The sequence below is a fragment of the Deinococcus cellulosilyticus NBRC 106333 = KACC 11606 genome, from assembly GCF_007990775.1.
Taxonomy (GTDB): domain Bacteria; phylum Deinococcota; class Deinococci; order Deinococcales; family Deinococcaceae; genus Deinococcus_C; species Deinococcus_C cellulosilyticus.
Window position 1 is genome coordinate 247,202 of sequence record NZ_BJXB01000003.1, and the last position, 22,681, is coordinate 269,882.

24 protein-coding genes are annotated in these 22,681 nt (G+C 56.0%); 9 read left to right on the plus strand and 15 right to left on the minus strand.

Going from position 1 to position 22,681, the window contains the following annotated elements:
- Position 1: 1 nt before the first annotated feature.
- Positions 2–910, plus strand: coding sequence for a helix-turn-helix transcriptional regulator (locus DC3_RS05030; protein WP_146882845.1), 909 nt, complete (start codon positions 2–4; stop codon positions 908–910).
- Between the two features lie 186 nt (positions 911–1,096).
- On the plus strand, positions 1,097–1,972 hold the full coding sequence (locus DC3_RS05035) for an SDR family oxidoreductase (protein WP_146882846.1): 876 nt from the start codon (positions 1,097–1,099) through the stop codon (positions 1,970–1,972).
- Here the strand turns inward: DC3_RS05035 and DC3_RS05040 are convergent.
- A complete protein-coding gene (locus DC3_RS05040) occupies positions 1,936–2,874 on the minus strand; it encodes an alpha/beta hydrolase family protein (protein ID WP_186815823.1) in 939 nt (312 codons plus the stop codon). The genes DC3_RS05035 and DC3_RS05040 overlap by 37 nt on opposite strands.
- 45 nt (positions 2,875–2,919) lie before the next feature.
- Between DC3_RS05040 and DC3_RS28955 the strand changes: the two genes are divergently transcribed.
- A complete protein-coding gene (locus DC3_RS28955) occupies positions 2,920–3,546 on the plus strand; it encodes a helix-turn-helix domain-containing protein (RefSeq protein ID WP_186815824.1) in 627 nt (208 codons plus the stop codon).
- Here the strand turns inward: DC3_RS28955 and DC3_RS05050 are convergent.
- Genes DC3_RS05050 through DC3_RS05060 form a run of 3 tightly spaced genes read right to left on the minus strand, consistent with a single transcriptional unit; the run spans position 3,543 to position 6,155 of the window.
- Entirely contained in the window at positions 3,543–4,331 is a 789-nt protein-coding gene (locus DC3_RS05050; RefSeq protein WP_186815825.1) for an ABC transporter permease, read from the minus strand. The two genes, DC3_RS28955 and DC3_RS05050, sit on opposite strands and share 4 nt — an antisense overlap.
- Before the next feature lies 1 nt (position 4,332).
- The gene (locus DC3_RS05055) at positions 4,333–5,142 is read right to left on the minus strand and encodes an ABC transporter permease (protein ID WP_146882850.1); all 810 of its coding nucleotides are present in this window, start codon (positions 5,140–5,142) and stop codon (positions 4,333–4,335) included.
- Positions 5,139–6,155, minus strand: coding sequence for an ABC transporter ATP-binding protein (locus tag DC3_RS05060; RefSeq protein ID WP_146882851.1), 1,017 nt, complete (start codon positions 6,153–6,155; stop codon positions 5,139–5,141). The genes DC3_RS05055 and DC3_RS05060 overlap by 4 nt, the downstream gene beginning before the upstream one ends.
- Before the next feature lie 222 nt (positions 6,156–6,377).
- Here DC3_RS05060 and DC3_RS05065 point away from each other — a divergent pair, with 222 nt between their 5' ends.
- Complete coding sequence (locus DC3_RS05065; protein ID WP_146882852.1) at positions 6,378–6,632, plus strand: hypothetical protein; 255 nt, start codon at positions 6,378–6,380, stop codon at positions 6,630–6,632.
- On the opposite strand, the gene DC3_RS05070 is transcribed toward DC3_RS05065, so the two are convergent.
- The 3 genes from DC3_RS05070 to mqnE form a co-directional block, all read right to left on the minus strand.
- A complete protein-coding gene (locus DC3_RS05070; RefSeq protein ID WP_146882853.1) occupies positions 6,629–7,084 on the minus strand; it encodes a nuclear transport factor 2 family protein in 456 nt (151 codons plus the stop codon). The genes DC3_RS05065 and DC3_RS05070 overlap by 4 nt on opposite strands.
- Positions 7,085–7,153: 69 nt before the next feature.
- Positions 7,154–7,987, minus strand: a complete 834-nt coding sequence (locus DC3_RS05075) for a menaquinone biosynthetic enzyme MqnA/MqnD family protein (RefSeq protein WP_146882854.1) — start codon at positions 7,985–7,987, stop codon at positions 7,154–7,156.
- Positions 7,988–8,105: 118 nt separating this feature from the next.
- Positions 8,106–9,227 carry an aminofutalosine synthase MqnE gene (gene mqnE, locus DC3_RS05080; RefSeq protein ID WP_146882855.1) on the minus strand — a complete coding sequence of 374 codons (1,122 nt, stop codon included), beginning with the start codon at positions 9,225–9,227 and terminating at the stop codon, positions 8,106–8,108.
- A 321-nt stretch (positions 9,228–9,548) separates the two neighbouring features.
- Between mqnE and DC3_RS05085 the strand changes: the two genes are divergently transcribed.
- Together DC3_RS05085 and DC3_RS05090 are read left to right on the plus strand one after the other, a co-directional pair.
- Positions 9,549–9,764: an AbrB/MazE/SpoVT family DNA-binding domain-containing protein gene (locus DC3_RS05085; RefSeq protein ID WP_146882856.1), complete on the plus strand. Its 216-nt coding sequence runs from the start codon at positions 9,549–9,551 to the stop codon at positions 9,762–9,764.
- Positions 9,764–12,055, plus strand: a complete 2,292-nt coding sequence (locus DC3_RS05090) for a YhgE/Pip domain-containing protein (RefSeq protein ID WP_146882857.1) — start codon at positions 9,764–9,766, stop codon at positions 12,053–12,055. The genes DC3_RS05085 and DC3_RS05090 overlap by 1 nt, the downstream gene beginning before the upstream one ends.
- Before the next feature lie 350 nt (positions 12,056–12,405).
- Here the strand turns inward: DC3_RS05090 and DC3_RS05095 are convergent, their stop codons facing one another.
- The 4 genes from DC3_RS05095 to DC3_RS05110 all read right to left on the minus strand — a co-directional run bounded on the left by DC3_RS05095 (position 12,406) and on the right by DC3_RS05110 (position 17,195).
- Positions 12,406–12,843 carry a hypothetical protein gene (locus tag DC3_RS05095; RefSeq protein WP_146882858.1) on the minus strand — a complete coding sequence of 146 codons (438 nt, stop codon included), beginning with the start codon at positions 12,841–12,843 and terminating at the stop codon, positions 12,406–12,408.
- Between the two features lie 259 nt (positions 12,844–13,102).
- Positions 13,103–14,143: a type 2 isopentenyl-diphosphate Delta-isomerase gene (fni, locus tag DC3_RS05100; RefSeq protein WP_146882859.1), complete on the minus strand. Its 1,041-nt coding sequence runs from the start codon at positions 14,141–14,143 to the stop codon at positions 13,103–13,105.
- A gap of 254 nt (positions 14,144–14,397) precedes the next feature.
- The gene (locus DC3_RS05105) at positions 14,398–15,210 is read right to left on the minus strand and encodes a hypothetical protein (RefSeq protein WP_146882860.1); all 813 of its coding nucleotides are present in this window, start codon (positions 15,208–15,210) and stop codon (positions 14,398–14,400) included.
- 197 nt (positions 15,211–15,407) lie between these two features.
- Complete coding sequence (locus tag DC3_RS05110) at positions 15,408–17,195, minus strand: ATP-binding protein (RefSeq protein ID WP_246130554.1); 1,788 nt, start codon at positions 17,193–17,195, stop codon at positions 15,408–15,410.
- Between the two features lie 186 nt (positions 17,196–17,381).
- On the opposite strand from DC3_RS05110, the gene DC3_RS28960 reads away from it, so the two are divergent.
- Positions 17,382–17,534 carry a hypothetical protein gene (locus tag DC3_RS28960; RefSeq protein ID WP_186815826.1) on the plus strand — a complete coding sequence of 51 codons (153 nt, stop codon included), beginning with the start codon at positions 17,382–17,384 and terminating at the stop codon, positions 17,532–17,534.
- Between the two features lie 3 nt (positions 17,535–17,537).
- Here the strand turns inward: DC3_RS28960 and DC3_RS05115 are convergent, their stop codons facing one another.
- Positions 17,538–17,903, minus strand: a complete 366-nt coding sequence (locus DC3_RS05115; RefSeq protein WP_146882862.1) for a hypothetical protein — start codon at positions 17,901–17,903, stop codon at positions 17,538–17,540.
- Positions 17,904–17,989: 86 nt separating this feature from the next.
- Between DC3_RS05115 and DC3_RS05120 the strand changes: the two genes are divergently transcribed.
- Positions 17,990–18,274, plus strand: coding sequence for a DUF1294 domain-containing protein (locus tag DC3_RS05120; RefSeq protein WP_222594691.1), 285 nt, complete (start codon positions 17,990–17,992; stop codon positions 18,272–18,274).
- 131 nt (positions 18,275–18,405) lie between these two features.
- Positions 18,406–20,166, plus strand: coding sequence for an acyl-CoA dehydrogenase FadE (locus DC3_RS05125; RefSeq protein ID WP_146882864.1), 1,761 nt, complete (start codon positions 18,406–18,408; stop codon positions 20,164–20,166).
- A gap of 96 nt (positions 20,167–20,262) precedes the next feature.
- Here the strand turns inward: DC3_RS05125 and DC3_RS05130 are convergent, their stop codons facing one another.
- From DC3_RS05130 to DC3_RS05140, 3 genes are read right to left on the minus strand one after another with little or no spacing between them, the layout of a single operon-like run.
- Positions 20,263–21,315, minus strand: coding sequence for a GGDEF domain-containing protein (locus DC3_RS05130; protein ID WP_146882865.1), 1,053 nt, complete (start codon positions 21,313–21,315; stop codon positions 20,263–20,265).
- Between the two features lie 58 nt (positions 21,316–21,373).
- Positions 21,374–22,156: a CPBP family glutamic-type intramembrane protease gene (locus tag DC3_RS05135; RefSeq protein ID WP_146882866.1), complete on the minus strand. Its 783-nt coding sequence runs from the start codon at positions 22,154–22,156 to the stop codon at positions 21,374–21,376.
- 33 nt (positions 22,157–22,189) lie between these two features.
- Positions 22,190–22,426, minus strand: coding sequence for a hypothetical protein (locus DC3_RS05140; protein WP_146882867.1), 237 nt, complete (start codon positions 22,424–22,426; stop codon positions 22,190–22,192).
- Between the last annotated feature and the right edge of the window lie 255 nt (positions 22,427–22,681).

A 22,681-nucleotide genomic window follows, 5' to 3' on the forward strand; every position in this document is an offset into this window, starting at 1 on the left:
CATGCAGTCCGGTGTCTCTTCCAGTTTCCAGAACAGGGTCGAAGTCCTGCTGAGACTCCTCTCGAGTGACCTTGGCCAGGATCGCAAAGTGTCTGAACTTGCGAAAGCAGTGCAGGCCACCCCGGAGCACAGCATTCGCCTGTTCGAGCAGAGCTACCAGGAGACCCCAAAGGAGTTCCGCAAGAGGCTCACCCTGGAAAGGGCTGCATACATGCTTTCCAGAACCGACCAGAGCATCACCAGCATTGCTCTGGATGCTGGATACGGATCACTGGAAGCCTTCACCCGTGCCTTCAGGAAGGCGTTTCAGGTCACACCCACAGCGTACCGGAGCACGGCCACCCCCAGTTTCTGGTTGCCCACCCCCAATGGCATCCACTATGCACCCAACACCCTGCGCAAAGAGATGATCAGTCTGGACCTCATCGACCTGCTGTTTCAGCATGACTTCTGGCTGACCAGGAGGATGCTGGAAGCCGCCGAAAAGCTCTCTGATGCACAACTGGATCAGCCTGTGGGCCTGATGCACGTCGCCCCTTACCACCAGATGGCCCGCAGTGTGCGTGAGATGCTGGACAGCCTGATTTCCGACAAGGAGGTCTGGCTTGCGGCCCTGCATGGAGACGCTTTCGCAGAAAATGCTCCCACCACAGTTGCAGATCTCAAATGCAGAACACAAAAGTCCTTCACGACCTTTCTGGACTTTGCCCGGACCATCAAGGAAAAAGGGGAGTGGAACGTGGAGTTTGTGGATGCCGTTTGCACGCCACCAGAGACCTTTACCTTCCGGGGGATTCTGGCCCACGTGATCACCTTCAGTGCCATCAAACGGCAGCATCTGCTGGATGCTTTCCGAACGTTGGGTGTGGACCTGGGCACCAATGATCCCATCGAATACGAACGCCTGTAAGGGTTCAAAAGTTCACAGTACACAGTTCACAGCGATCAGATCCAACCATTCTGAGAGATCCAGAGCAGATGGTCTTACAGAACATGGATGTGGCATGCCTCCATGAATCCTGCTGTGAACTGAAATCGGTCAACTGTTGACTCCCTGATTCGCCCAATGCCCATCAAACCCACAAGGAGGGAACACATGTCAAACCTGAACGGAAAGATCGCCCTGGTCACCGGAGCCACACGCGGCGCAGGCAGAGCCATTGCCGTTGAGCTGGGCAAAGCGGGAGCCACCGTGTACGCCACAGGCCGCACCACAAGGCAGCACACCTCTGAGATCGGGCGTCGAGAGACCATTGATGATACGGTAGACATCATCGAGCAGCACGGAGGAAAAGCTTACGCCGTGCAGGTGGACCACACCGATCCAGTGCAGGTGAAAAGCCTGATGGAGCGCATCCAGCAGGAATCTGGAAGGCTGGACATCCTGATCAATGACATCTGGGGAGGGGACCACCTGGCCCAGTGGGTGCCTTTCTGGGAGCATGACCTGGAAAAAGGGCTCAGGCTGCTGGACAATGCGGTGAAAAGCCACATCATCACCAGTCATTACGCTGCCCCCATGATGATCCAGCAGGGATCGGGCCTGATCATTGAGATCACCGATGGGATCACGGAAGCCTACCGCCACAGCCTGTTTTACGATCTGGCGAAGGTTTCGGTGAACCGTCTGGCCTTTGCCCAGTCCCAGGAGCTTTCTAAGCATGGCATCACTGCCTTTGCCCTGACGCCCGGGTTTCTGCGTTCCGAGGCCATGCTGGACCACTTCGGAGTGACCGAGGAGAACTGGCGGGATGCGGTCCAGAAAGAACCCCACTTCATTGTCTCTGAGACCCCTTATTATCTGGCCCGTGCAGTGGTGGCCCTGGCTTCAGATCCGAACATCTCCAGCAAAAACGGTGGCCGTTACGCCACCTGGAACCTCTATCAGGAATATGGATTCACCGATCTGGACGGGACACAGCCAGACTGGGGCCGTTATGCCCGCGAAACCATCGGCATTGATGCAGGCTGAGCACGCTGCAGAATCCACTGGATGGTTTTTTCAGATGCCTCGGGAATTTTCTCTCCCGAGGTGTCGTCTGTCATGAAGTGGGTGCCGTTTTCAAAATGCAAGACGGTCAGATCAGGGCTTGCTTTCAGGGCAGAGCGCAGGTTTTCACTGCTTTTCTGCACAGGCACGAAAGTGTCCCTGTCTCCAAAAAGGGCAAGCACTGGGATGTTCAGACCCCTCAGCACAGGCAAAATGTCGAGGTCCAGCACCTCCTGCCACTGTTTGAAGATGTTCAGGAGGACAGGCTCTGGAGGCAACTGTTCACCAAAAGACATGTATTTTTTGACGGCGAGCAGGTCATACAGCCTCATGATGGGGAGCAGGTCCCGGTCCAGTCTTGCAGCCCTGTTGAAAATCCGGTAGATCGCCAGAGCTTCCTGAATGTCCTCTTCGGATTCACCTGCCCTGCGCATCTGGGTTTCCACCCGGTACAGTTCCTGCTCTGCTGGACTCATCACAGCAGGGGAGACCATGACCAGAAAATCCACTTCCTGTGACATGGAGGCCGCAAGAGGGGCCACCCATCCGCCCTGACTGACCCCTCTGAGGCCCACACTGGAGACCTCAGGATGGTTTCTCAGGGCTGCCACCCCTCCCAGAACGTCCTTTGCCAGGGTGTGATAGGAGGCAGAGGTCCAGTCTCCTGAAGATTCGCCTGTGCCCCGTTTGTCATAGACCAGGGCTGCAATTCCATGTTCTGCAAACTGCTCTGCCACATCCAGAGACCAGGCTCTGGGTTCCGGCCCTGACCCATGCACACAGATCACTGCAGGGTATGTTCCAGGGATTTCTGGAAGCACAAGGGTGCCTGAAAGCTGGACCTGATCGCCGGAGAACTGCATCAACTGGTGTCTGGTGGTCATGGTTCCAAGTCTGAATCTATACTGTTCAAAAAGGAGCCTGAAAATTTGAACAGCTTGCAGGTCGAGAATCCAATGGTGGCGGCCTTCCTGATGGACCCCATCAAGAGGGAGCGGATCAGGCCTTTCCTGGGCCAGGAAAATACCGTCAAAGGGGCAGCAGAGGAACTGGGCATCTCCATCAGCCTGATGCACCACCACACAAAAAGAATGCTGGACTTGGGCCTGATTCAGGTGGTCCGTGAAGTGCCCAGAGCAGGGAAAGCCATCTTCTGGTACGCCTCTGTTGCAGATGCCTTCTATGTGCCTTTCTCCCTGACCCCTTTTGAAACCATGCAGGCCGCTTACCTGAAAGGGGAGAAGCCCTGGCAGGAGCGTTTCATCGAGGGTCTGCTGAAGGTGGCCCTGCACCTCGAAACCCCCGAAAAAACCTGGGGTGTTCTGATTCGCAGAGACCACCATGGGGATTTTGATGTGACCTCAAGCATCGGACCTGATCAGGAAGCCCCGGATTTGCCCGGTGCCCAGTGGTCAAACTGGACCGAAATCCACCTGACTCCGGATGAGGCCCTGGCCCTCAGGATGGAATTGCAGAACCTGTGGCTCAGGTACAGGGGCAAGAAAAATGGGCAGCGGTATTTGCTGAGGCTCGGGCTGGCGAAGACTGTGGATTAACTTCCCGCCCCCGTGTACCTGCTCAGTCCCGTTTTCCAGACTCCATACCCCACAAGAACCAGAACCAGGGCCACCAGAGGAGCAATCCAGGCGAGCCACCCCACCGGATGACCTAGAAGATAACTGGCAGGGTAATATGACGCAATTCCGAAGGGCAGAATCCAGGTGAAAATCACATTGACGCTGGTGTGATAGATCTTCAGGGGGTATTTGGCGAATTCGTGCGTCTCGAACACCCCCCACATCAGGGGCAGGGAATCGGTCATCCAGAAAGACAGGCTTGCGGTGATCAGGTTGATGCCGAAGAACACCAGACCTCCACTCAGGACCATCAGCAAGGTGTACAGGACGTTGAAAAAGGTCCAGGGAATGTCCAGTGCAATGCTGCTGTAGATCAACAGACCCAGACCCACCACGAAATTCCCGATGCCATCTTCACAGAAGCGGTCTGCGATCAGGTGAAAGAGGGGATTCACCGGGCGCACCAGGTAACGGTCAAAGTCTCCGGTGCGGATGTAGGCCCAGCCCAGTCGCCACAGGTTGTCTGCAAACATGTGGTTCAGAGATTTGGACAGGACCAGCAACCCATAAATCAAGAGCAACTGGTGCAGGGTCCAGCCTTTCAGGGTCGGGATGGTTTCCATCACCACCCAGAGGGTCAGGAGGCCTGCCACCTGTCCGGCCAGGGTGCTGATGCCTCCGATGAAGAAATTTACCCGGTATTCCAGTTTGGTTTTGATGTTCTGTGCGAGCAGATCGAAGTACATGCGGGTGTAACTGGCCATGTCAGCCTCCCTGAATGGTCGCGTGTTTGACCATCTTTGCGAAAATGAATCTGGAAAGCAGGCACAGGCCCACAACCCACAACACGAGTTCCAGCAGCATCCTGGGTCCATCCGAAACCGGAGTGAGCCCACTCAGGAAGGAAGCTGGGACAAAAACCGCCTTGCTGAATGGCGTAAACTCTGCCACCGTCCTGAGCCAGTCGGGCATCAGGGTCAGCGGAATCAGGGCACCACTTAAGAACGACGCCACCCCTTCTTTCAACACATTCAGGCCCCAGGATTCGGTGGTCACGAACACGATGCAGGCGATCATCCACTCAAAAAAGAACACGATGATGCAGCCCAGCACCAGCGAAATCAGGAAGTAAACATAAGCCAGTGGCTCAGTGGGCAGTTGCAGATGAAAGAACACAATGGCGATCACCCACAGTTGCCAGCGCATCAGCAGGTCCGTGAACCAGCGGTTTAAAGCCTGAGCGAGGTTCTGAAATTGAAAATCCACAGGCCTCAAGAGTTCAATCGCCAGTTCTCCCCGGTTCAGCAGTTGCCCAAAACGCTGGATGATGCCCGATCCAGTCAGTCCAGAAAGCATGCGGGCCAGCATGATGTAATTCAGCGTCTGCTGGACGCTCTGGCCTTTAATGCTGTCCTGGTTTTCATAAACGGCACTCCAGAAATACACCATCACCAGCAGACCCACCGTCTGCACAAAAAGGCTGGCCCAGAACCAGGCCGTGTAGGCCATGCGGGATTTGGCCTGGATCATGCCCACATCCCAGTACACCCCCAGGCGGTTCAGGACAGCATTCATGCCCCCACCTTTTCCCTTTGCAAAGCCCCCTGATAGATCTGGGAGATGATTGAGGTGAGGTCCGGTTCCTGCAACTGAAAATCCTGCACGTCTGTTTGCTGCATGATGTGTGCGGCCACCTGACTGGCACTGGCCTCACTGCGGTTGAATTTCAGGGTCAGTTTCTGACCTTCTGCAGACAGGAGTTCAGCCCCTCTGGGAAGAAGCAGTCTGGAGGTGTTCAGGGTTTCAGCAGTCTCGAAGGTGATGATGCGGTGCGTCCCGAAGTGGTTCTTGATGGTGGAGAGCTGACCATCATAGATGATCTGCCCGTTGTCGATGATGATGATCCGCTGGCACAGTTCCTCAATGTCTCCAAGGTCGTGGGTGGTGAGGAGCACACTCACATCCCGCTCCTGGCTCTGCCTCTTGATGAAATCCCGAATCCTCTGCTTGGCCATGATGTCCAGGCCGATGGTCGGCTCATCCAGATACACAATTCTGGGTTCGTGAATCAGGGTCGCAGCGAGTTCTGCCCGCATCTTCTGGCCCAGAGACATGGTGCGCACAGGTTTTGAGAGGAGTTCATCGAGTTCCAGGGTCTCAGAGAATTCTTCCAGCAGGGTCTTGTAGCGGCTGTCTGGCACGTCATACATGCGGGCAATCAGACGAAGGGATTCCACCAGGGCAAGGTCCCACCACAGTTGTGTGCGCTGTCCAAAGACCACCCCGATGTCCCGGGCATTGGCAACACGGTTCTTGAAGGGGTCCCGGCCAAGGATGCGCACCTGCCCACCAGAAGGGGCCAGAATGCCGGTCAGGATCTTGATGGTGGTGCTCTTGCCTGCACCGTTCACCCCGATGTACCCGACCACTTCTCCCTTTCTCACCTGAAAACTGAGGTCATTCACCGCTGTTTTGTATTGGTATTCGGGTTTAAACAGGCCCTTCACCGCTCCCATCAGTCCTGGCTCTTTTCTGGGAATGGCAAAGATTTTTTTCAGATTCTGCACGTCAATGGGTAGCGCTTCCATGGGGCAATTGTAATTGTTGTGACGAAGGTTTAAGCCAAAAAACATAGGGGAGGCAGCCAGCATGCTTAGAGCCGTCAGCATTCAGCCATCAGCCGTCAGCAAGATTGCTCTGGCTGAAGCTCATTTGCCTTCTGCCTTCTGCTATTTTTCCCTCGACCCTCGGCAATCTGTGCTCCTGGTGTTATCTGTCTACATATGTAAAAATGTACACAAGGAGAAAGCATGGCAGATCAAATTACAATAGAGCGGGTTCAGCTCGGAGTCAAGATGGAGAAACGCATGGTCAAGGTGCTCAAAGCCCTTGCAGAGGCACAGGACATGACCCTCGGAGAGCTATTAGAGGACATTGTTTTACATGCCTTTGAGGGGGTTTCCACCTTTGGGAACACCGAATCTGAGGACATCAAAGCCCTCAAGAAGGTGTACCAGATGGATTATGGCGTGCATGACAGCCAGAAATTCAGCTCTGAGGGTTAAAGAGGCGGCATTCCCGCTTCTTGCAGGCCATGTTTTTCCAGGCAACTCAGGGCATCTTGCAGCCTGGAAGTGTCCTCAAACAGGTGGTCTTCGGTGATTTTGCCCCAGCAGATCCTGAGGACCTGAAGCCCTTCATTCTGGTAGGTCCAACCATCTGGCAGAGGAGCCTGCACTGTGAAAAAAGTGGTCACCAGTGTGTTCCAGGGCCATCCACTGACCAGAATCCTGTCCACTTTGAAGTGGATTGCTGGGAAGATGCGCTGGAAACGTTCAAACCACTTTCGGATGTCAGTGGTGCCCTGACGCTGGCCTCCCAGAGCATGGTCTCCAGAAAAAGAAAACATTGCCTTTGACGAGAACAGCTGAAGAATTCTGTTGAGATCAGCGTTTTTTCCCTGGCTGAGGGTTCGAAAAGCAGTTCTGATGATGGAGCGCACAATTGCGTGATACATGATTTATCATATATATGATCTGGAGGAGGTGCAAGCCTGGCAGCGGCACCTCCTCCAGAACTTTGAAATCTACTCTGAAAAACGCAGGCTGGACCCGGACACACCCACCAGTTCAGCAAACTTGAGGAGGCCCGAACGGTCAGGTTTTTCCAGGTGATACCTGAAGTTCCACAGGTAATGCTGCACAATGAACTCAGGCAGACCCAGCTTTCTGGCATTGCGTTCAGCCACCAGAGCAAGCTCACCCAGACCCGTTCTGCGGGCTTTGCGCAAGTTCTGCACCAGTTCAGGAGGTGGGGGAGTGCGGTAAGCCCAGACGGCAAAAGCGAAAGGCAGACCAAAATGGTCGTACCAGCGCATGCTCAGGTCCGTGACCTGAATGTTCCCTCTGCCACTGGGAATGTCCCACACCGAGGCATAAGGTTCCAGTGGACCACACAGCTGATACCACTCTCTGAGGGCATTGTCTCCAATTTTCAGCACCCCTGCATAACCTGCATCCAGCAGTTCCTGCACGGTGCCTTCATTCCGTTCCAGCACAGCCTCAATGCCACTGAGTTTCAGCAGCACCTCCAGAAGCTTGACACTGGTTGCGCTCTGGGTGGTCAGGGCAATTTTCTGCCCCTGCAGTGCTTCCCAGGGCATGTTGTGAAACAGGTTCACGCTGTACACCGGACCCAGCACACTGACACTGAAATCTGGCAGGGCACTCAGCAGGTCTGCGTTCTGCAGGAACTCAAAACTGCTGATGTTCGCCAGATCAATCTCGCCCGCAAGCAATTGCCGGTTCATTTCTGTGGGCACACCCCGATGAATCTCGTACTGATCAGACTCGGGCAGGTATTCGTTGATGGGGGCGACGTTGGCAAAGTCGATCAGCCCGATTCGGTAGGGTTTGGACATCTTTAATGCTCCTATTTCTGGAGAAAACCAGCCATGGAAAGGGCGAGCCGACGGCCCGCCCCTACAAATCTCTCGGTGTCAGCAAAAGAACAACATCGCCCCTACAACCTCAATGCGATCAATCCGCAGCGCTGCCAGGGAAGATCTTCAACTCGTTGTACAGGGCGTCCCTGAGCACAGGAGTGCGTCCGGCCCTGAGGATCAGGTTCCTGAGGGACTCCTCGGTGGTGCCCACTTCGGAAGTGGCTCCAGCGGCATGCGAGATCTTTTCCTCGATGATGGTGCCATCGATGTCCGTGACCCCCCAGTCCAGTGAGACCTGGGTGAGTTCGGGAGAGATCTGAATCCAGTACCCTTTGATGTGGTCAAAGTTGTCCAGGTACACGCGGGCCACAGCCAGGTTTCGCAGGTCATCGAGCCCGGTGGTGTAGTCGGTCTTCCCGAGGTTCATGGCCAGGCTGTTGTTCATGGGCTGGAAGGCCAGAGGGATGAAGCTGTAGAAGCCTCCGGTTTCATCCTGCAGGTCACGCAGGCGGTGCATGTGGTCCAGGCGTTCTGCCAGGGTTTCGATGTGGCCGTACAGCATGGTGGCGTTGGTGTGCAGTCCGATCTGGTGGGCGGTGCGGTGCACATCCAGCCAGTTGTCGGCGTTCACCTTGGCCCGGGCAATCTGCTTGCGGACCCGCTCGGCGAAGATTTCTGCACCCCCTCCGGGCATGGCGTCCAGACCGGCTTCTTTGAGCTGGGTCAGGACTTCCCGCACGGACAGTTTGGCAATCTTGGTGAAGTGCCAGATTTCGGCTGCAGTCCAGGCTTTCACCTGCACGCCAGGGAAGTTGTCTTTCAGGGCGCGCACCAGTTCCAGGTAGTAACTCCAGGGTTTCCTGGGGTGGTGACCGCTGGAGATGTGGATCTCGGTGAGTCCGGGCTGGTAACGGTCCCGGACAAACTTCAGGACATCGTCGATTTCCCAGTCCCAGGCGCGTTCTTCATTCATGTGGGCAGCGAAGCCACAGAAGGTGCATCCGACATAGCAGATGTTGGTCTGGGACAGGCGCAGGGAGTGCACGTAGTAGGTCTTGTCCCCGAATTTGCGTTCCCGGACCAGATTGGCAAGGCGGGCAAGGGTGTTGAGGTCCGGGGTGTGGTAGAGCTTGAGCCCCTCTTCAAAGGTCAGCCTCTGTCCCGCTTCCACTTTTTCAGCGATGGGGATGAGCTCGGGGTCGCGGATGAACTTCATGGTGACAGCTTAACACTTTTTAGATCTAAAATTCGTGCCTTGATTCACAAGCTGGAAGCCGGGGACCAGGGGCCGAGAGCCGAGGGCGGCTTGTGAATCTGAGGCTTTCGCTTTCCACGCTCTTTCCTGCATTGATGCTGTTTTTGAAGTAAACATTCCCCTGAGGTGTTAGAACACTCTTTTGACACCAGCCTGTGTGGAACCTACCTTGCTCTCGGCTCTCGGCTCTCGGCTCTCGGCCTCCCACTGTTACCCGTGCAGATGCATACCAATCATACCAATATGATTGACATGTACCAGCAACAATTTTAGACTGAGTCCATGAGTGACCTGGAAGTGCAATTTTTTGGAACCGTGACCGTGGGAGAAAGAGGCCAGATTGCCATCCCACAGGAAGCCCGTGAAAAATTCGGTATTCACCCCGGAGACAAGATGCTGGTGGTGTCCAGCCTGTTTGGTGGCATCGCTGTGATTCCCGAAAAAATCCTCACCGACATTCTGAAACAGAAATTTCGTGAAGTGCTGGAAGGTGAGTGATGTTCAGGAAGTTCGGATCTGACTACCGGAGGGTGCTGAAAGAGGAGCTGAAACTGTTCGGCAAGGAGAAAAAACTCTATGCTGCAATGGTCCTGATTTCCATCATTCCCACCATTTACAGTGCAACCTACCTTTCGAGCGTCTGGGACCCGTATGCCCAGACCAAGAACCTGCCTGCCGGAATCGTGAATCTGGACCGGGGCACCGTCTTTGAAGGGGAAAAGTACAACCTTGGGGAAGACACCCTGGAAGAGATTCGCAAAGATCCCCCCTTCAAGTTCAGGGAATACCGGACCACTGCAGAAGCGCAGGCGGCAGTCGAAAAGGGAGACATCTACTTCATGGTGGAACTCCCTGCAGACCTCAGTGACCGGGCCATTGCCGGAAGAGCCCAGGCCGACCTGAATGTCACCGTCTCGGAGGGCTCCAGTTACCTGGCGGCCACCCTCGGCAAACGCTTCACGAATGAACTTGCCAGTGAACTGAACAACAAACTCAGTGAGAAGCGCTGGGAGACCACCCTCAAAAAACTCGGAACCAGTGCCGATGACATCAAAAAGCTCAAAGATGCAGCTTCAAAACTGGCAGATGGTGCAAAAGAGCTGGAAGATGGCACTCGCAAGCTCCTGAATGGCACAGACAAACTGGACTCAGGACTGGCAAAAGCCAGCAATGGAAGCAAAGCCCTCACTGAAGGGGCCAACACCATCACAAATGGCGTCACGAAGCTGACTTCTGGCGTGGGGCAGTTGAGCAGTGGCATCCACACCCTCGCCAGCAAAACCCCCGACCAGAGCAAACTCAAAGCCCTGGAATCTGGAGCAGCGCAGGTCAAAGAAGGCAACAGCAAACTGGCCTCCAGCATCAAGCAGATGTCTGATTCAGTCACTGCCGATTACCCTCTCTATGCCCCCATGCAGCAGTCTGCAAAAGGAGCAGGGCAACTTGCTGTTGCCCTGAAGCAGATGTCAGATCAGGTGATCCCTGAAAATCCGCTGTATGAACCCATCCAGCAATCTGCGAAAGGTGCAGACCAGCTTTCAAAAGGCCTGAAACAGATTTCCAGTCAGGCCAGTGGGACACCCCTCAGCCCCTCCATCACCCAGGCGACTGGAAGTGCCCAGCAACTTGCTGCAGGGCTCGCACAGATGGCCACCAGAACCCCCGAACAGAACCCCCTGGATGCTCCCCTCACCCAGCTCAGCACCAGTGCCCAGCAACTTGCAGAGGGACTGCAGAAAATGGCTGCCCAGGTGCCAGAAAAGAACCCTCTGGATGCTCCTCTGACCCAGCTTGAAAAAGGATCAAATGACCTGAGCAAAGGGGCAACCAGCCTCAGCAGTGGGGTTTCCAGCCTGACCGGTGGCATGCAGCAGATCACGGACGCCCTGAAACTCATGGACAGCAAGACCCCCAGAAGTGGCGACCTGAGCAAACTGAACAGTGGCATCAAAACCCTGCGTGACAGAACAGCAGAACTGTCCAGTGGTCTGGCACAGCTGAAAGACGGCGCAGATCAGGTGAAAGACGGCAACACCGACCTTCTTGCTGGAGCAAAGAAACTGGCTGATGGTGCAAAAGAACTCGCCAGCAAAATTCCTGATGTTGAAAAACCTGATGCCAGAGCGGAATTCCTTGCTGTTTCTTTTGAGGTGCAGGAGAAGACGGTCAACAAGGTGGGCAACAATGGCAGTGCCTTCGCTCCCTATTTCATGTCCCTGTCTCTGTGGATGGGTGCCCTCCTGACCAGTTTCATCTTCAGGCTGCGGGTGCTGCCCGAGAACGTGCGGGACACCAGCCGTTTTCCCAAAGTCCTGGCAAAGAGCACCCTGCCTTTCATTGCTGTGGTGATCCAGGGCCTGCTTCTGGCCCTCACCATGCGCCTGGGGCTCAAACTGGCTGTGCCCAACCCGGCCACCTTCTATGGGCTGTTGCTGCTCGGAAGCATGAGCATGTTCGGCATCATCATCCTGCTGATCATGGTGCTCGGAGACGCAGGGCGCATGTTCGCCATGATCCTGCTGGTGCTGCAACTTGCCTCTGCTGGGGGTGCCTACCCGGTGGAACTGGCCCCTGAACTCTTCCAGAAACTTCACCAGTATCTGCCCATCACGGACCTGGTCAAAGCCCTCAGGGCCTTCCTCTTCGGGGCCTACGACAGCAACTACATGCTCTATGTGGGACGCATGATTCTGCTGGGTCTGGGAGCATTCCTGATCACCGTGCTGCTTGCAGGCCGCATGTACCGCTACGTGCCTGAGCATGAGTACACGCCACCCATCGAGGCGTAACAGCGTTCTGCAGGGTGAAGGGTTTTTAAAGTAAGGAATCCTTAACCGAAGTTCAGGAAACTGTCAGAGACTCTCTTTAGACTGAGAGACACATAGGAGGTGAGCATCTGTGCTCGAAGCTGTTCTGTTGATTCTCCTGCTGGGTGTGGTGGTGGTCGCTTCGACAAGCTCACCCACACAAGAACCCGAAAAAGTCTACGTTCCAGTGCGCAGCAAGCGTCGTCGTTAACCTTCGAAATTCTCCACTGTCTAGAACCCCACCAGCAAACTGGTGGGGGGCGTTTTTTGGATGCAGGTTTTGGTGTTCAGGTTTTGGTGTAGGGGTGGGCCGCTGGCTCACCCCCGATGGATCACGCCAGTTTCAGGTAGAGCCCGAGTTCAGCCCTCAGGGCATGCATGCGGTTGATCAGTTCCATGGTCAGGGCCACAGCGGTTTTGGGTTCACCCAGGGCATTTCTCAGTTCGCGGGTCTTCATGTCGATTTCGGGCAGGCGCAGGAAAGCACTCCTGAACGCCAGCAAACCCACCTGCAGGTACTTTGCCAGGGCTTCTGGGGTGTGGGCGTCCTGATCTCCCTGGGCGGTCCTGAGGACATCCTCATCAGAAGCACCACTGAGCATGAGGGCGTAAGCCTCGGGCAGGGCACACAGCCTGCGCACCAGGGCCAGCAGGGAATCGGCCCCTGCATGGGGTTTGAACTCAGGTTTCTCCACCCAGTGCTGGTGGAGGTCACTTAAAATGCCTGCTTCAAGGGTTCCCAGTTCATTGAGCCAGAAATTGTGGTTCATGGGGAACATTCTAAAGGGAGGGAAGGATAAAGTCGCTGCTCTGGTGCTGGGAAGAGCCGTCAGCCATCAGTGGTCAGCTGTCAGCTCAAAAGCTCTTGCGTGCTGAGGGTATCAAGTAGAGAAGCAGACCTGTCCAACACAGCTTGCGCCTCTGTTGCCTGGCGCAAGCGCACCGGGTGATCTTTTGCTGATGGCTGACCGCTGATCGCCCACAACATCAGCAATTCCCGATTTTGCATGGAAATCCGCCTCAGCTGTTTCAGTCATCCACCAGATAACTCGGGGGTGGAGGAGGGGCGGGGGGTTCCAACTGGGTCAGTTCTCCCACATGGGGAATCCCGGCCACAAAGAGGGCTGTTTTCAGTTGCTGGATGATTTTGAGCAGGTACATCAGGACAGCATCTGGCCCTTTCAGTGCGGGTTGCACCAGTGGTCTGGCAATTGCGCACACCTGGGCTCCCAGCATCAGGCACTTTGCCACATCCAGCCCGGACCGGATGCCCCCAGAGGCAATCAGGGGCATGTGGGGCAGAACTTCGCGGGTTTCTGTGAGGGCCTTTGCGGTGGGGATGCCCACCTCTCCCAGATCAGGCTGGGTGATCTGCCCGTTTGCCACCAGATCCTCTACCCGTGCCCAGCTTGTTCCCCCTGCCCCTGCCACGTCAATGGCAGCAAAAGGAATGTGACGGATCTGCTCGGCAGTGGTGCGACCAATGCCATGCCCGACCTCCTTGAGCAGGATCGGGAACCAGCTTTTTTTCACCAGGGTCTCCATGACTTCAGTGATGCCCTGGAAATTCGTGTCCCCTCCGGTCTGCATCGCTTCCTGCAAGGGGTTGGTGTGCAGGGCCAGACCGTCTGCCTTCACTGCACCGATGGCCTTGATGATGTGCGAGGTGGTGTAGCCCTTCACAAACTGGGCCACCCCCAGGTTTCCGATCAGCAGGATGTCCGGGGCATGTTCCCGCACCTGGAAGCTGTAACTCGCCTCTGGGTGCTCCAGCATCACCCGCTGTGACCCGAGCATCATGCCGATGCCGAGTTCCTGGGCAGCGAGGGCCAGATTGCGGTTGATGCGGGCAGCATGTTCGGTGCCCCCGGTCATGGCCCCGATGAGGAGGGGCGCACTCAGCGGTTTCCCCATGAAAGTGCATCGCAGGTCCACATCGTTTAAATTCAATTCCGGCAGTGCCCGGTAGGGCCAGGACACCTGCTCCAGACCGGTCTTGACGGTCTGGTACTGCGAATCTTCCCGCAGGCAGGCTTCCAGATGCTTCAATTTGCGATCCTGCATCGTCATGGCCCCAGTATTTCACGGAAGACACGACAGGAATCTTATTCCGGCTTACAGCACCAGGTCAGGCTCGCTGGGAGGCAATGTCGCCTTCAAGAGCCATCAGCCATCAGCTGTCAGCTTTTGGGCAGACCGGAGCGACATCAACAGCCTGAAGAACAACGAACTTTTTTGCAACAAGCCCAATCCCTTGTTCTGGCTGCCACAGTTCAGGATCATCTTTTGCTGATCGCTGACCGCTGACTGCTGAACGCTCCTTGTCACAGCAACTCACGCACCAGATTGACCGCCACCCAGCCCAGCGGAGCATGTTCCAGACCCCACAACTGGCTGAGCCGTTCTCTGCGGGTGGCAGGGAGGTGGGTCCACTGTTTGAGGGCCTCCCGGTGCACTTTCACGCTTTCTTGTCGCAGATAGAAGATGCTGCCCTGCCTGAAACCTGCCTCCACGGCGATCCTTGCGCGTTTCTCCTGCTGGGTGAGGCTCAGGCCCCGGGTTGCAGCAAGCAGGGCAGGTGCTTCCTCAGGATGTCTGAGGGCAAACAGTTCATCCAGAGCCCCAAGAATTCTCGGGGAACTCAGGCTCAGACGGTTTTGCAGGTATTCGGGATAGCGGCATTCACTCAGGAACATCTGCTCTGGCGGCATGTGCAGCGGGACCACATGTGACAGAAACACTTCACGGGACACCAGCAGGGCATGAATCAGGTCGGCCTGCCTGTTCAGGGGAAGGTCTTTCAGAATCTTTTGGGCCTGCTCTTTCAGGAGGCCAGCATCCATGGTCGCCATGCTGTTTTGCTGTCTGTGCAGCAGGCGCGTGGGATCGTATTCAATGCGGGCTTCGGCCAGCAGGCCTGTTGGAAATCCACCAAGTTCCAGCACGTCGTAGGGAAACAGGTGAAAAACCACGCCGCCACGCAATTCACGGGTGGCTTCGCTGACCTTGCGGTCCACCACCAGCAGTTGCGGGATGCTCCCTGCCCAGGGGTGCGGTCCGTCGTAACTGCCCACCCGGGCAACGGCGCGCACGGACCTGCGTTCGATGGTTTCCCTCAGGGTGTCCTCTAGAATCATTCACGCTCCTGTCACACCAGTCTGGACCTTGCCAGGGCTCCCTTCAAGGGCCTGGCCTGTGGGCCGGTGTGTTGATCAGATGGGATGCATTGTATCCCTGCAGGAAGCTGGGGTCTGTTGATCAAACTCCATTTGCAGGTTTCAAAAATTGCTCAGGCGAGGGAAGGTTCCTCGCCTGAGGGAGGTTCAGAAAAAGGTCAGGCCAGCCAGTCTTCCGCGCTCTGGTCGTCCTGGGCGACCACCATCTCATCCAGCCTTGTGGCCCAGGCAGGGAAGGGGAAGGTCACCATCACCGGAGTGGGCACTTCGGGTTGCTGGATGATCATGGTTCCGGGCTGCAGAATGCTGGCCCGCATGCGGTAGGTGGACGGCAGGAAACGGTACTCGGGCCTTTCGGATTCTGCCGGGTCCAGACGGCCCACAATGCGGATCGCTGCGTTGGAGGTGATGCGGCGCTCCACCTCAGAAGCCGTCTGCTGCGCACCGATCAGGATGATGCCCAGCGAGCGTCCACGCTCGGCAATGTCGAGCAGCACGTCCTTGATGGGGCTTTCGCCTTCTCTTGGTGCATACTTGTTCAATTCATCCAGAACCACGAAAACATAAGGCTTGCGGCCCTGTTTTTCTTTCTTCTCGAAGAGCTCCTTGAGGATGACCCCCACCACGAACATCTGCGCGTGGGCATCCAGGCTGTGGATGTCCACCACGCTGAGCTGCACCCCCTGGCGCAGCACATCGGCACGGTATTTCTCGGCTTCTTTTGCCGTGAGGTTCCCGCGAATCAGGCTGGAGAGGTACTTCTGCACCCCTTTGAGCCTGCGGATGAAGGCCTGCAACGTGCCCACATTCTGTTTGCCCACCCATCTGGCATCGCCGTTGCCCTCATTCTGCTCCAGCAGCTTGTATTCGATGTAACTGACCAGTTGCGGGAAGGTGGTGATGCGGGTCTTTCCGAGGGTGTCAAAATCGAGTTCGAGTTCGATGGCCTGCTGGTGGTCATCGAGGCTCCAGTCTTCCACTGAGATGTAAGGGGTGCTGCTGCTGTCTCCTGACACCAGACGGTACAGTTTCTCCTCGATCTGCCCGATCAGGAACTTGAGGTTCAGGCTGCTGTCCTTGTCTGCAAAGCAGTAGGGGAGGAGGCGTTTCTGGCAGAACTCGCGAATCGTCCACATGTAAGGTGTGACGCCCGATTTGCGCTGCTCCACATCTGGGATGATGGCATCTCCACCTGCTTTGGGAGGAGCAAGGAACTGCACATCGCTGAAGGGCCGTTTCGGAAGGCGACACAGGGCGTATCTGTCTTTGCGACGGCCTGAGGCCTGGGCCACCCGGTTTTCTTTTTCGTCCAGTTTGCTGTTTTCCTGGTCCAGGAAGAACAGGTCTTCCCCTTTGACGTTGAAGATCACGGCCTTGCTGTTGGCCCGGTCCACCCCCAGGGCCTGGGAGTTGAAGATGCTGTACAGCAGAAACAGGGCGTAACTGGTCTTGGTGGCCACACCGGACACCCCACTGATGTTGACGTGGGCACCAGAGGCACCGTTCAGGAAGTCGAAATTGAAATGCACCGGTTCACCGTTGCGCAGGATGCCTGCAGGCAGACGGGACTCCATGCGGTCCTGGTAGAGGGCTTTTTCGAGCTCCTCATCAAGGGCAAGGTAAACCTCGTCGCCAGGGTGGGGCGGAATGAATTCTTCAGGGTCCACGCGGGTGACCAGAACGTGTGCTGTATAAGAGGTGTTCACAGGCAGGATGCCCGCCTGCACGTCCCGCACATCGGATTCAAAAGAGACCCCTTCGTGGAGTTTGCGCACCTGATCCACCACACCGAAGTAGGTGACCCTGGTGCCATCCGGCTTGGTGGTCTTCAGGGTGACCAGATCGTCGAGTTGCACGCTGGAACCGGGTTCCACCCAGAACCAGAACTGCAGGGGAGTGGCTTCTTCGGTGCCGAGGACCATGCCGATGGGAAGAACCTGAGTCATGACTGGGATCATGGTAACGGATTCTGCAGGGCCACGCATGAAGGTGAAAGAAAGCACGAGCCAGAAGGTGATAAAGTGTGTGTCAGACACCAAAATTCTGATCGTTTTAAGCGTATTTATTCATCCTGGCTTCAGCTACAACTTTTTGCGGATGCCATGAATCGAAACGTTTCCTACACTGAGGTCATGGATGAGGTGATGGTACTCTTTGCTGTTCTGGTGGTGATCCTGCTGATTCTGATCGCCATCTTGCGCTCCTTTGACCAGGCTGAACTGACCCACACCAGACCTTCTGTGCTGATTCCCATCCGCACCTCTCAGGACGACCCCGACCACTGAGCATCAATCCAGATGTTTTAATGCCATCTGACCTGCGTGCCAGACACTGTGACGTGCAGACAGCCGGATCATGCCTGCCACGGTCATTTCCCGGTCACAATACTGCAAGGGCAGGTCAAGACTGCTGTCCTCAAGGTTTCTGAGAACTTGCAACTCGTACTCGAGCATGGAAGCCAGGTCCGCTGGTGGCAGGGGCACCTGGACCACACTCCCGATCAGCTTCCAGTCATTCTGTTTGGTTTCCAGAATGTGGGCTTTCAGGCGTTCTGCTCTGGGGCCAGTCAGGTGCAGCACACTGCTGACGGATTCCCAGGGGTCAAAGTTGGCCTCCTGCAGGAGAGCACAGAGCTCTGAAATGCGGGGTGTCATGGCCTGAGCATAAGGGAAAATCGGGATGTCATGGGAAAGTCAGCTTGAATCCATATACTGGTGCAGGTATGTTTCAAATGAACCCCATGAACATTGTTCTTTTTGCCGCTCTCCTTTATGTCCTGATGGGATTTGTCGCTTTTCTGGTTTACGGAGAGGACAAACGCCGCGCAAGGCTGGGCAGGCACCGCATCCCTGAGCAGACTTTGCACACCCTGGAATTGCTTTTCGGCTGGTTTGGAGCCCTCATGGCCCAGCAAGTTTACCGCCACAAGACCCGCAAGCAGCCTTTTCAGATGGTGTTCTGGGCCATTGGGGTGTTGCATTTTCTGGTTCTGGGTGTTCTGGCTTTTCAGCTTTTTTCCAGCTGAGGGTCTTGCTTGATTTGGGGGATTTTGCTGATCGCGAATCCAGCAATTCCCTGACCCTGCTGCTAAACTCTGTACAAATTTGTACTGAGTATATATAATAGGGACATTCAACCCAACGTGGAGGACCTCACATGACAGCGACCCAGCACAAGCTTTTCAAAGGCGGCATGTTCCTGATCCAGGACAGCGAACCCCAGAACATTTACACCCCCGAAGATTTTGACGACATCATCAAACAGATTGCCGACACCACCCAGGCTTTCATCGACAAAGATGTGATGCCCCGCATGAAGGACCTCGAAGACAAGGTCGAGGGCCTCAACCGCGACCTCCTGCAGAAAGCCGGAGCCCTCGGCCTCACCGCCGTGGAAGTGCCCGAAGAGTTTGATGGTCTCGACCTGCCCAAAGCCGTCAGTGCCGTGATCGCCGAGCGTCTGGCCCAGACCGGTGGTTTCAGCGTGACCTACGGTGCCCACCAGTCCATCGGGAGCCTCCCCACCGTGTACTTCGGCACCCCCGAGCAGAAAGCCAAATACCTGACCAAACTGGCCAGTGCAGAGATGGTCGCTGCCTACGCCCTCACCGAGCCCGGAAGCGGCAGTGATGCCCAGGCCGCCAAAACCACCGCTGTGCTCTCCGAGGACGGAAGTCACTATGTGCTGAACGGCACCAAAATGTGGATCTCCAACGCTGGATTTGCCGACATTTTCACCGTGTTCGCCCAGGTCAAAACCGATGAGGGCAACAAGTTCAGTGCCTTCCTGGTGGAACGCGCCTTCGAAGGGGTGTCCCTCGGTGCAGAAGAGCACAAGATGGGCATCAAATCCTCCTCCACCCGTCAGGTGATCCTGGACAACGTGAAAGTGCCCGTCGAAAACCTGCTCGGACAGGTTGGACAGGGTGCAAAAATCGCCTTCAACATCCTCAATGTGGGCCGTTACAAGCTCGCCGCAGGTGGGGTCGGCGGTGCCAAACACGCCCTGAAGGTCTCCACCAAATACGCCCTGGAACGCCACCAGTTCAACCAGCCCATCGCCAACTTCGGGATGATCCAGGAAAAACTGGCCGAAATTGCCCTGCGCACCTACGCTGTGGAATCCGCCCTGTACCGCGTCATGGGCCTGATCGACACCGCTGTGGAAGGCGGCATGGACAAACTCAAGGCTGTGGAAGAGTACGCTGTGGAAGCCTCCATGCTGAAAGTCCTCGGGTCTGAACTCCTCGACTTCGCAGTGGATGAAGGGGTGCAGATCCACGGGGGTTACGGCTACAGCTCCGAGTACCCCATTGAGCAGGCCTACCGCGACAGCCGCATCAACCGCATCTTCGAAGGCACCAACGAAATCAACCGCCTGCTGGTCCCTGGCATGCTGCTGAAACGGGCCATGAAGGGTGAAATCCCCCTCATGCAGGCCGCCCAGAAACTGCAATCCGAACTGCTCGAACCCAGCTTCGATGAAGTTGAAGAGGGCGTGCTGGTGCAAGAAGAAATCACCATCAAGAACCTCAAGAAACTGGCCCTGATGGTCGCCGGAACCGCCGCCATGAAGTACGGCCTGGAAGTCGAAAGCCGACAGGAAATTCTGGCCCGCGTTGCAGACATCGCCATGCTGACCTTCGCAGCCGAATCTGCCCTGCTGCGCACCCGCAAACTCGGCAACCCCGAACTGCAGGCCGAAATGACCCAGCTCTACACCTGGTCTGCTGCCGAGAAATCCGCAACCCTCGCCCGTGAAGCCATCGAAATGATCGCTTCTGGCGACGACCTGCGCACCAGTCTGGCTGTCATCAAACGCCTCACCAAGCACGACCCCATCAACACCATCCGCCTGCGCCGCCATGTGGCCAAGGCTGTGCTGGCCGCAGAAGGGTACCCCCAGCCCCGGAAATAACCCCAATCTCGGGTGAGTCAGCGGCCCACCCCTACATGTCCCCCTCCAGTTTCTGGAGGGGGTTTTGCTGTTCCGCGTCTGCTGTGAACTGTCAACTTATAAAGAAGTGATGATCCTGTTCTTGCCCGACTTTTTCGCCTGATACAGGTACTGGTCGGCCTGCTCAAAAGCGGCGTCGATGCTCTGTTCTGCACTGAGGCGCACCAGACCTCCACTCACGCTGACCCGGCCCACGGTGTTGAAGCGTTCACTGAAAATCCGTTCCTTGATGCGCTCTGCAATGGTGTTCATGTACTCTTCCGGGCAGCGGCTCAGGTACACTGCGAATTCTTCTCCTCCCAGACGGTACACCCGGTCGCTGTGGCGAACGGTGAGCACCAGACGTCTGGCAAGCTCCTGCAGCACTTGGTCACCCACAGCATGACCGTAGGTGTCATTCACTTTCTTGAAGTCGTCGATGTCGATGACCACAATGGCGTCCCCTTCGCGCATTCCGGGTTTGTCCAGTTCAAACTGCCTGCGGTTGAACACCCGGGTGAGGGGGTCAATCAGGGTTTCTTCCTTGAGGCCATCGGTGAGCTTCAGGTACTGCACATGGCGGTGAATGATGCGGCTTGCAGCCATGAAGCCCAGCACGTTGGTGAGGTACAGCAGGCCCAGAGAAGGCAGGATGCTGGGGTCCCAGCTTTTCTGGTTGAACATGTAGATCAACAGGCCACTGAAGATGACCACAGGTGCATACAGGTAGGACCTGAAAGGCACCTCTTCAGATTCAATGGTGGAATAGTAGCGGTAGACGCAGGCAATCACATAACAGATCAGGATGGCCACGTCCTGGTTGGTGAACTGGTGCCAGAATTGCCCCCTTGCGAAAAACACCAGCATGATGGCAAAGAGCCCGTACCACATGCCGTAACGCAGGGTGATCAGGGCCAGGGGGAGGATTCGGAGGTCCAGCATGGCTCCGTTGCTGAGGGGCACCGCCTGCGAGGTCAGGAAGAGGGAACTGGCCGCAGCAATGGCCGCCCGCATCAGGATCAGTTTGCGGTCCGTCTCCCGCCTCCAGTGGGTGTACGTGAGGCTGAAGAGGTAGGTCGCCGTGATCACAATGCACAGGTTGAGCGCCAGACCCTCCACCAGTTGAATCATGTTTCAAGCATAAAGGGAGAGTCCTCTCTGAGATATGACAGCCCCTCCGAAATGCAATTCATGGATGCCACCAGGCTTTGAACCCAGGGTAGTACGTTTCCACAATGGCCTGGAACAGAAAGTAATCCACAATCAGGTGCACGACCAGCACGTAAATCAGGGCACGGCTCCGCTGAAACATGATGCCCTGGGTGATGGCCAGAAACAGCACAAACAGAGGCCCATAACCCCGGAAAGCCATGTCGTACAGCACCGACACGTACACCACGCTCTGCCCGATGTTGGCCTTCCAGAAAGGAAAGAGGGAGCGCAGCAGGGCGAAGCAGGTGTTCACAAAGAACAGTTCATCCCAGATGCCCACCATGTTGATGCCAATGAAGAGCCTCAGCAGAGAATCGTCGTCGGGCTCTGCAGGCAGCACCCAGTTGTAAGGCACTTCTGGACTCAGGGTAAAATACAGTTTGAAAGCGAAATATGCCAGAGGTGCAGACAGCACCGTGTAAAAGAATTCCAGTTTGCTGAATTTCTCCGGGAACATCCTGAAGGAAATCACCCCCGGGTCGCTTTTTCTCAGGAGCAATGGGGGCAGCAGCACCACCAGTAAGAAGGGTAATCCCAGTGTAAGAAATTTGACATTGGAGGTCTCTGTGCTGATGGGGGAGAGGGCGAGCAGCAGAATGCAGCCAAGCAGGATGCCCATGCGGCGCTGGAAAGTCGCTTCTCTGGCCAGGATGGTCAGCACAACAGAGGTCAGAAATGCGATTCCACCCCACAACCACACCTCAAGAGGGATCAGCAGAACCGTGGCAATACAAAAGAAGACCAGTGCCCAGAGTTGCATCTTCTGCAGTTTAAGCGAAAACCTTCTGGATGCTCAGTAGGCTCTGTGCAGGCGCTTCAGGTGGTGTCTGAACCTCAGGCCGTAAATGCAGGTTGCCACAACGAGCCCTGCAAGAAGGGCTGTGCCCACAGCAAGGGGCAACTCCCGGTAGACCAGCATCATCAGGAGCAAGGTGAGGGTAGCACTCTGGATCACCCGGTGAAACCGTCTGGCAAAGCTGATGCGGGCACGGCGGTGGGCTTCCTGAAGGTGGGTCTGGGTTCTGAGCATGCGGGTGGTCCTTTCAAGGCAAAAGAAATCTCCAACCAGAAGGAACAATCCTCCGGGCCTGCAAGTGCCTGTGATGGTTTCAAATTAAGCGACACTTGTTAACAGGGTGTTAACAGCCTGAGCTGGGCACTTTGCTGTGAGCCCAGGGTGAGTGCAAAGTCTGGCCATGCAGATGGCATGGAACGATCAGAGGTCAGCAAAAGAAATCTTGATGCTTTTGCAAGAGGCCAGAGAAAGATTTGAACTGTCCTGGAG

Bases quoted from the DNA above. Each gene is read 5' to 3' on its own strand.
- DC3_RS05030 (WP_146882845.1), top strand. From the start codon at position 2: ATGCAGTCCGGTGTCTCTTCCAGTTTCCAGAACAGGGTCGAAGTCCTG.
- DC3_RS05035 (WP_146882846.1), top strand. From the start codon at position 1,097: ATGTCAAACCTGAACGGAAAGATCGCCCTGGTCACCGGAGCCACACGC.
- DC3_RS05040 (WP_186815823.1), bottom strand. From the start codon at position 2,874: ATGACCACCAGACACCAGTTGATGCAGTTCTCCGGCGATCAGGTCCAG.
- DC3_RS05050 (WP_186815825.1), bottom strand. From the start codon at position 4,331: ATGGCCAGTTACACCCGCATGTACTTCGATCTGCTCGCACAGAACATC.
- DC3_RS05055 (WP_146882850.1), bottom strand. From the start codon at position 5,142: ATGAATGCTGTCCTGAACCGCCTGGGGGTGTACTGGGATGTGGGCATG.
- DC3_RS05060 (WP_146882851.1), bottom strand. From the start codon at position 6,155: ATGGAAGCGCTACCCATTGACGTGCAGAATCTGAAAAAAATCTTTGCC.
- DC3_RS05065 (WP_146882852.1), top strand. From the start codon at position 6,378: ATGGCAGATCAAATTACAATAGAGCGGGTTCAGCTCGGAGTCAAGATG.
- DC3_RS05070 (WP_146882853.1), bottom strand. From the start codon at position 7,084: ATGTATCACGCAATTGTGCGCTCCATCATCAGAACTGCTTTTCGAACC.
- DC3_RS05075 (WP_146882854.1), bottom strand. From the start codon at position 7,987: ATGTCCAAACCCTACCGAATCGGGCTGATCGACTTTGCCAACGTCGCC.
- mqnE (WP_146882855.1), bottom strand. From the start codon at position 9,227: ATGAAGTTCATCCGCGACCCCGAGCTCATCCCCATCGCTGAAAAAGTG.
- DC3_RS05085 (WP_146882856.1), top strand. From the start codon at position 9,549: ATGAGTGACCTGGAAGTGCAATTTTTTGGAACCGTGACCGTGGGAGAA.
- DC3_RS05090 (WP_146882857.1), top strand. From the start codon at position 9,764: ATGTTCAGGAAGTTCGGATCTGACTACCGGAGGGTGCTGAAAGAGGAG.
- DC3_RS05095 (WP_146882858.1), bottom strand. From the start codon at position 12,843: ATGAACCACAATTTCTGGCTCAATGAACTGGGAACCCTTGAAGCAGGC.
- fni (WP_146882859.1), bottom strand. From the start codon at position 14,143: ATGACGATGCAGGATCGCAAATTGAAGCATCTGGAAGCCTGCCTGCGG.
- DC3_RS05105 (WP_146882860.1), bottom strand. From the start codon at position 15,210: ATGATTCTAGAGGACACCCTGAGGGAAACCATCGAACGCAGGTCCGTG.
- DC3_RS05110 (WP_246130554.1), bottom strand. From the start codon at position 17,195: ATGACTCAGGTTCTTCCCATCGGCATGGTCCTCGGCACCGAAGAAGCC.
- DC3_RS28960 (WP_186815826.1), top strand. From the start codon at position 17,382: ATGGATGAGGTGATGGTACTCTTTGCTGTTCTGGTGGTGATCCTGCTG.
- DC3_RS05115 (WP_146882862.1), bottom strand. From the start codon at position 17,903: ATGACACCCCGCATTTCAGAGCTCTGTGCTCTCCTGCAGGAGGCCAAC.
- DC3_RS05120 (WP_222594691.1), top strand. From the start codon at position 17,990: ATGAACATTGTTCTTTTTGCCGCTCTCCTTTATGTCCTGATGGGATTT.
- DC3_RS05125 (WP_146882864.1), top strand. From the start codon at position 18,406: ATGACAGCGACCCAGCACAAGCTTTTCAAAGGCGGCATGTTCCTGATC.
- DC3_RS05130 (WP_146882865.1), bottom strand. From the start codon at position 21,315: ATGATTCAACTGGTGGAGGGTCTGGCGCTCAACCTGTGCATTGTGATC.
- DC3_RS05135 (WP_146882866.1), bottom strand. From the start codon at position 22,156: ATGCAACTCTGGGCACTGGTCTTCTTTTGTATTGCCACGGTTCTGCTG.
- DC3_RS05140 (WP_146882867.1), bottom strand. From the start codon at position 22,426: ATGCTCAGAACCCAGACCCACCTTCAGGAAGCCCACCGCCGTGCCCGC.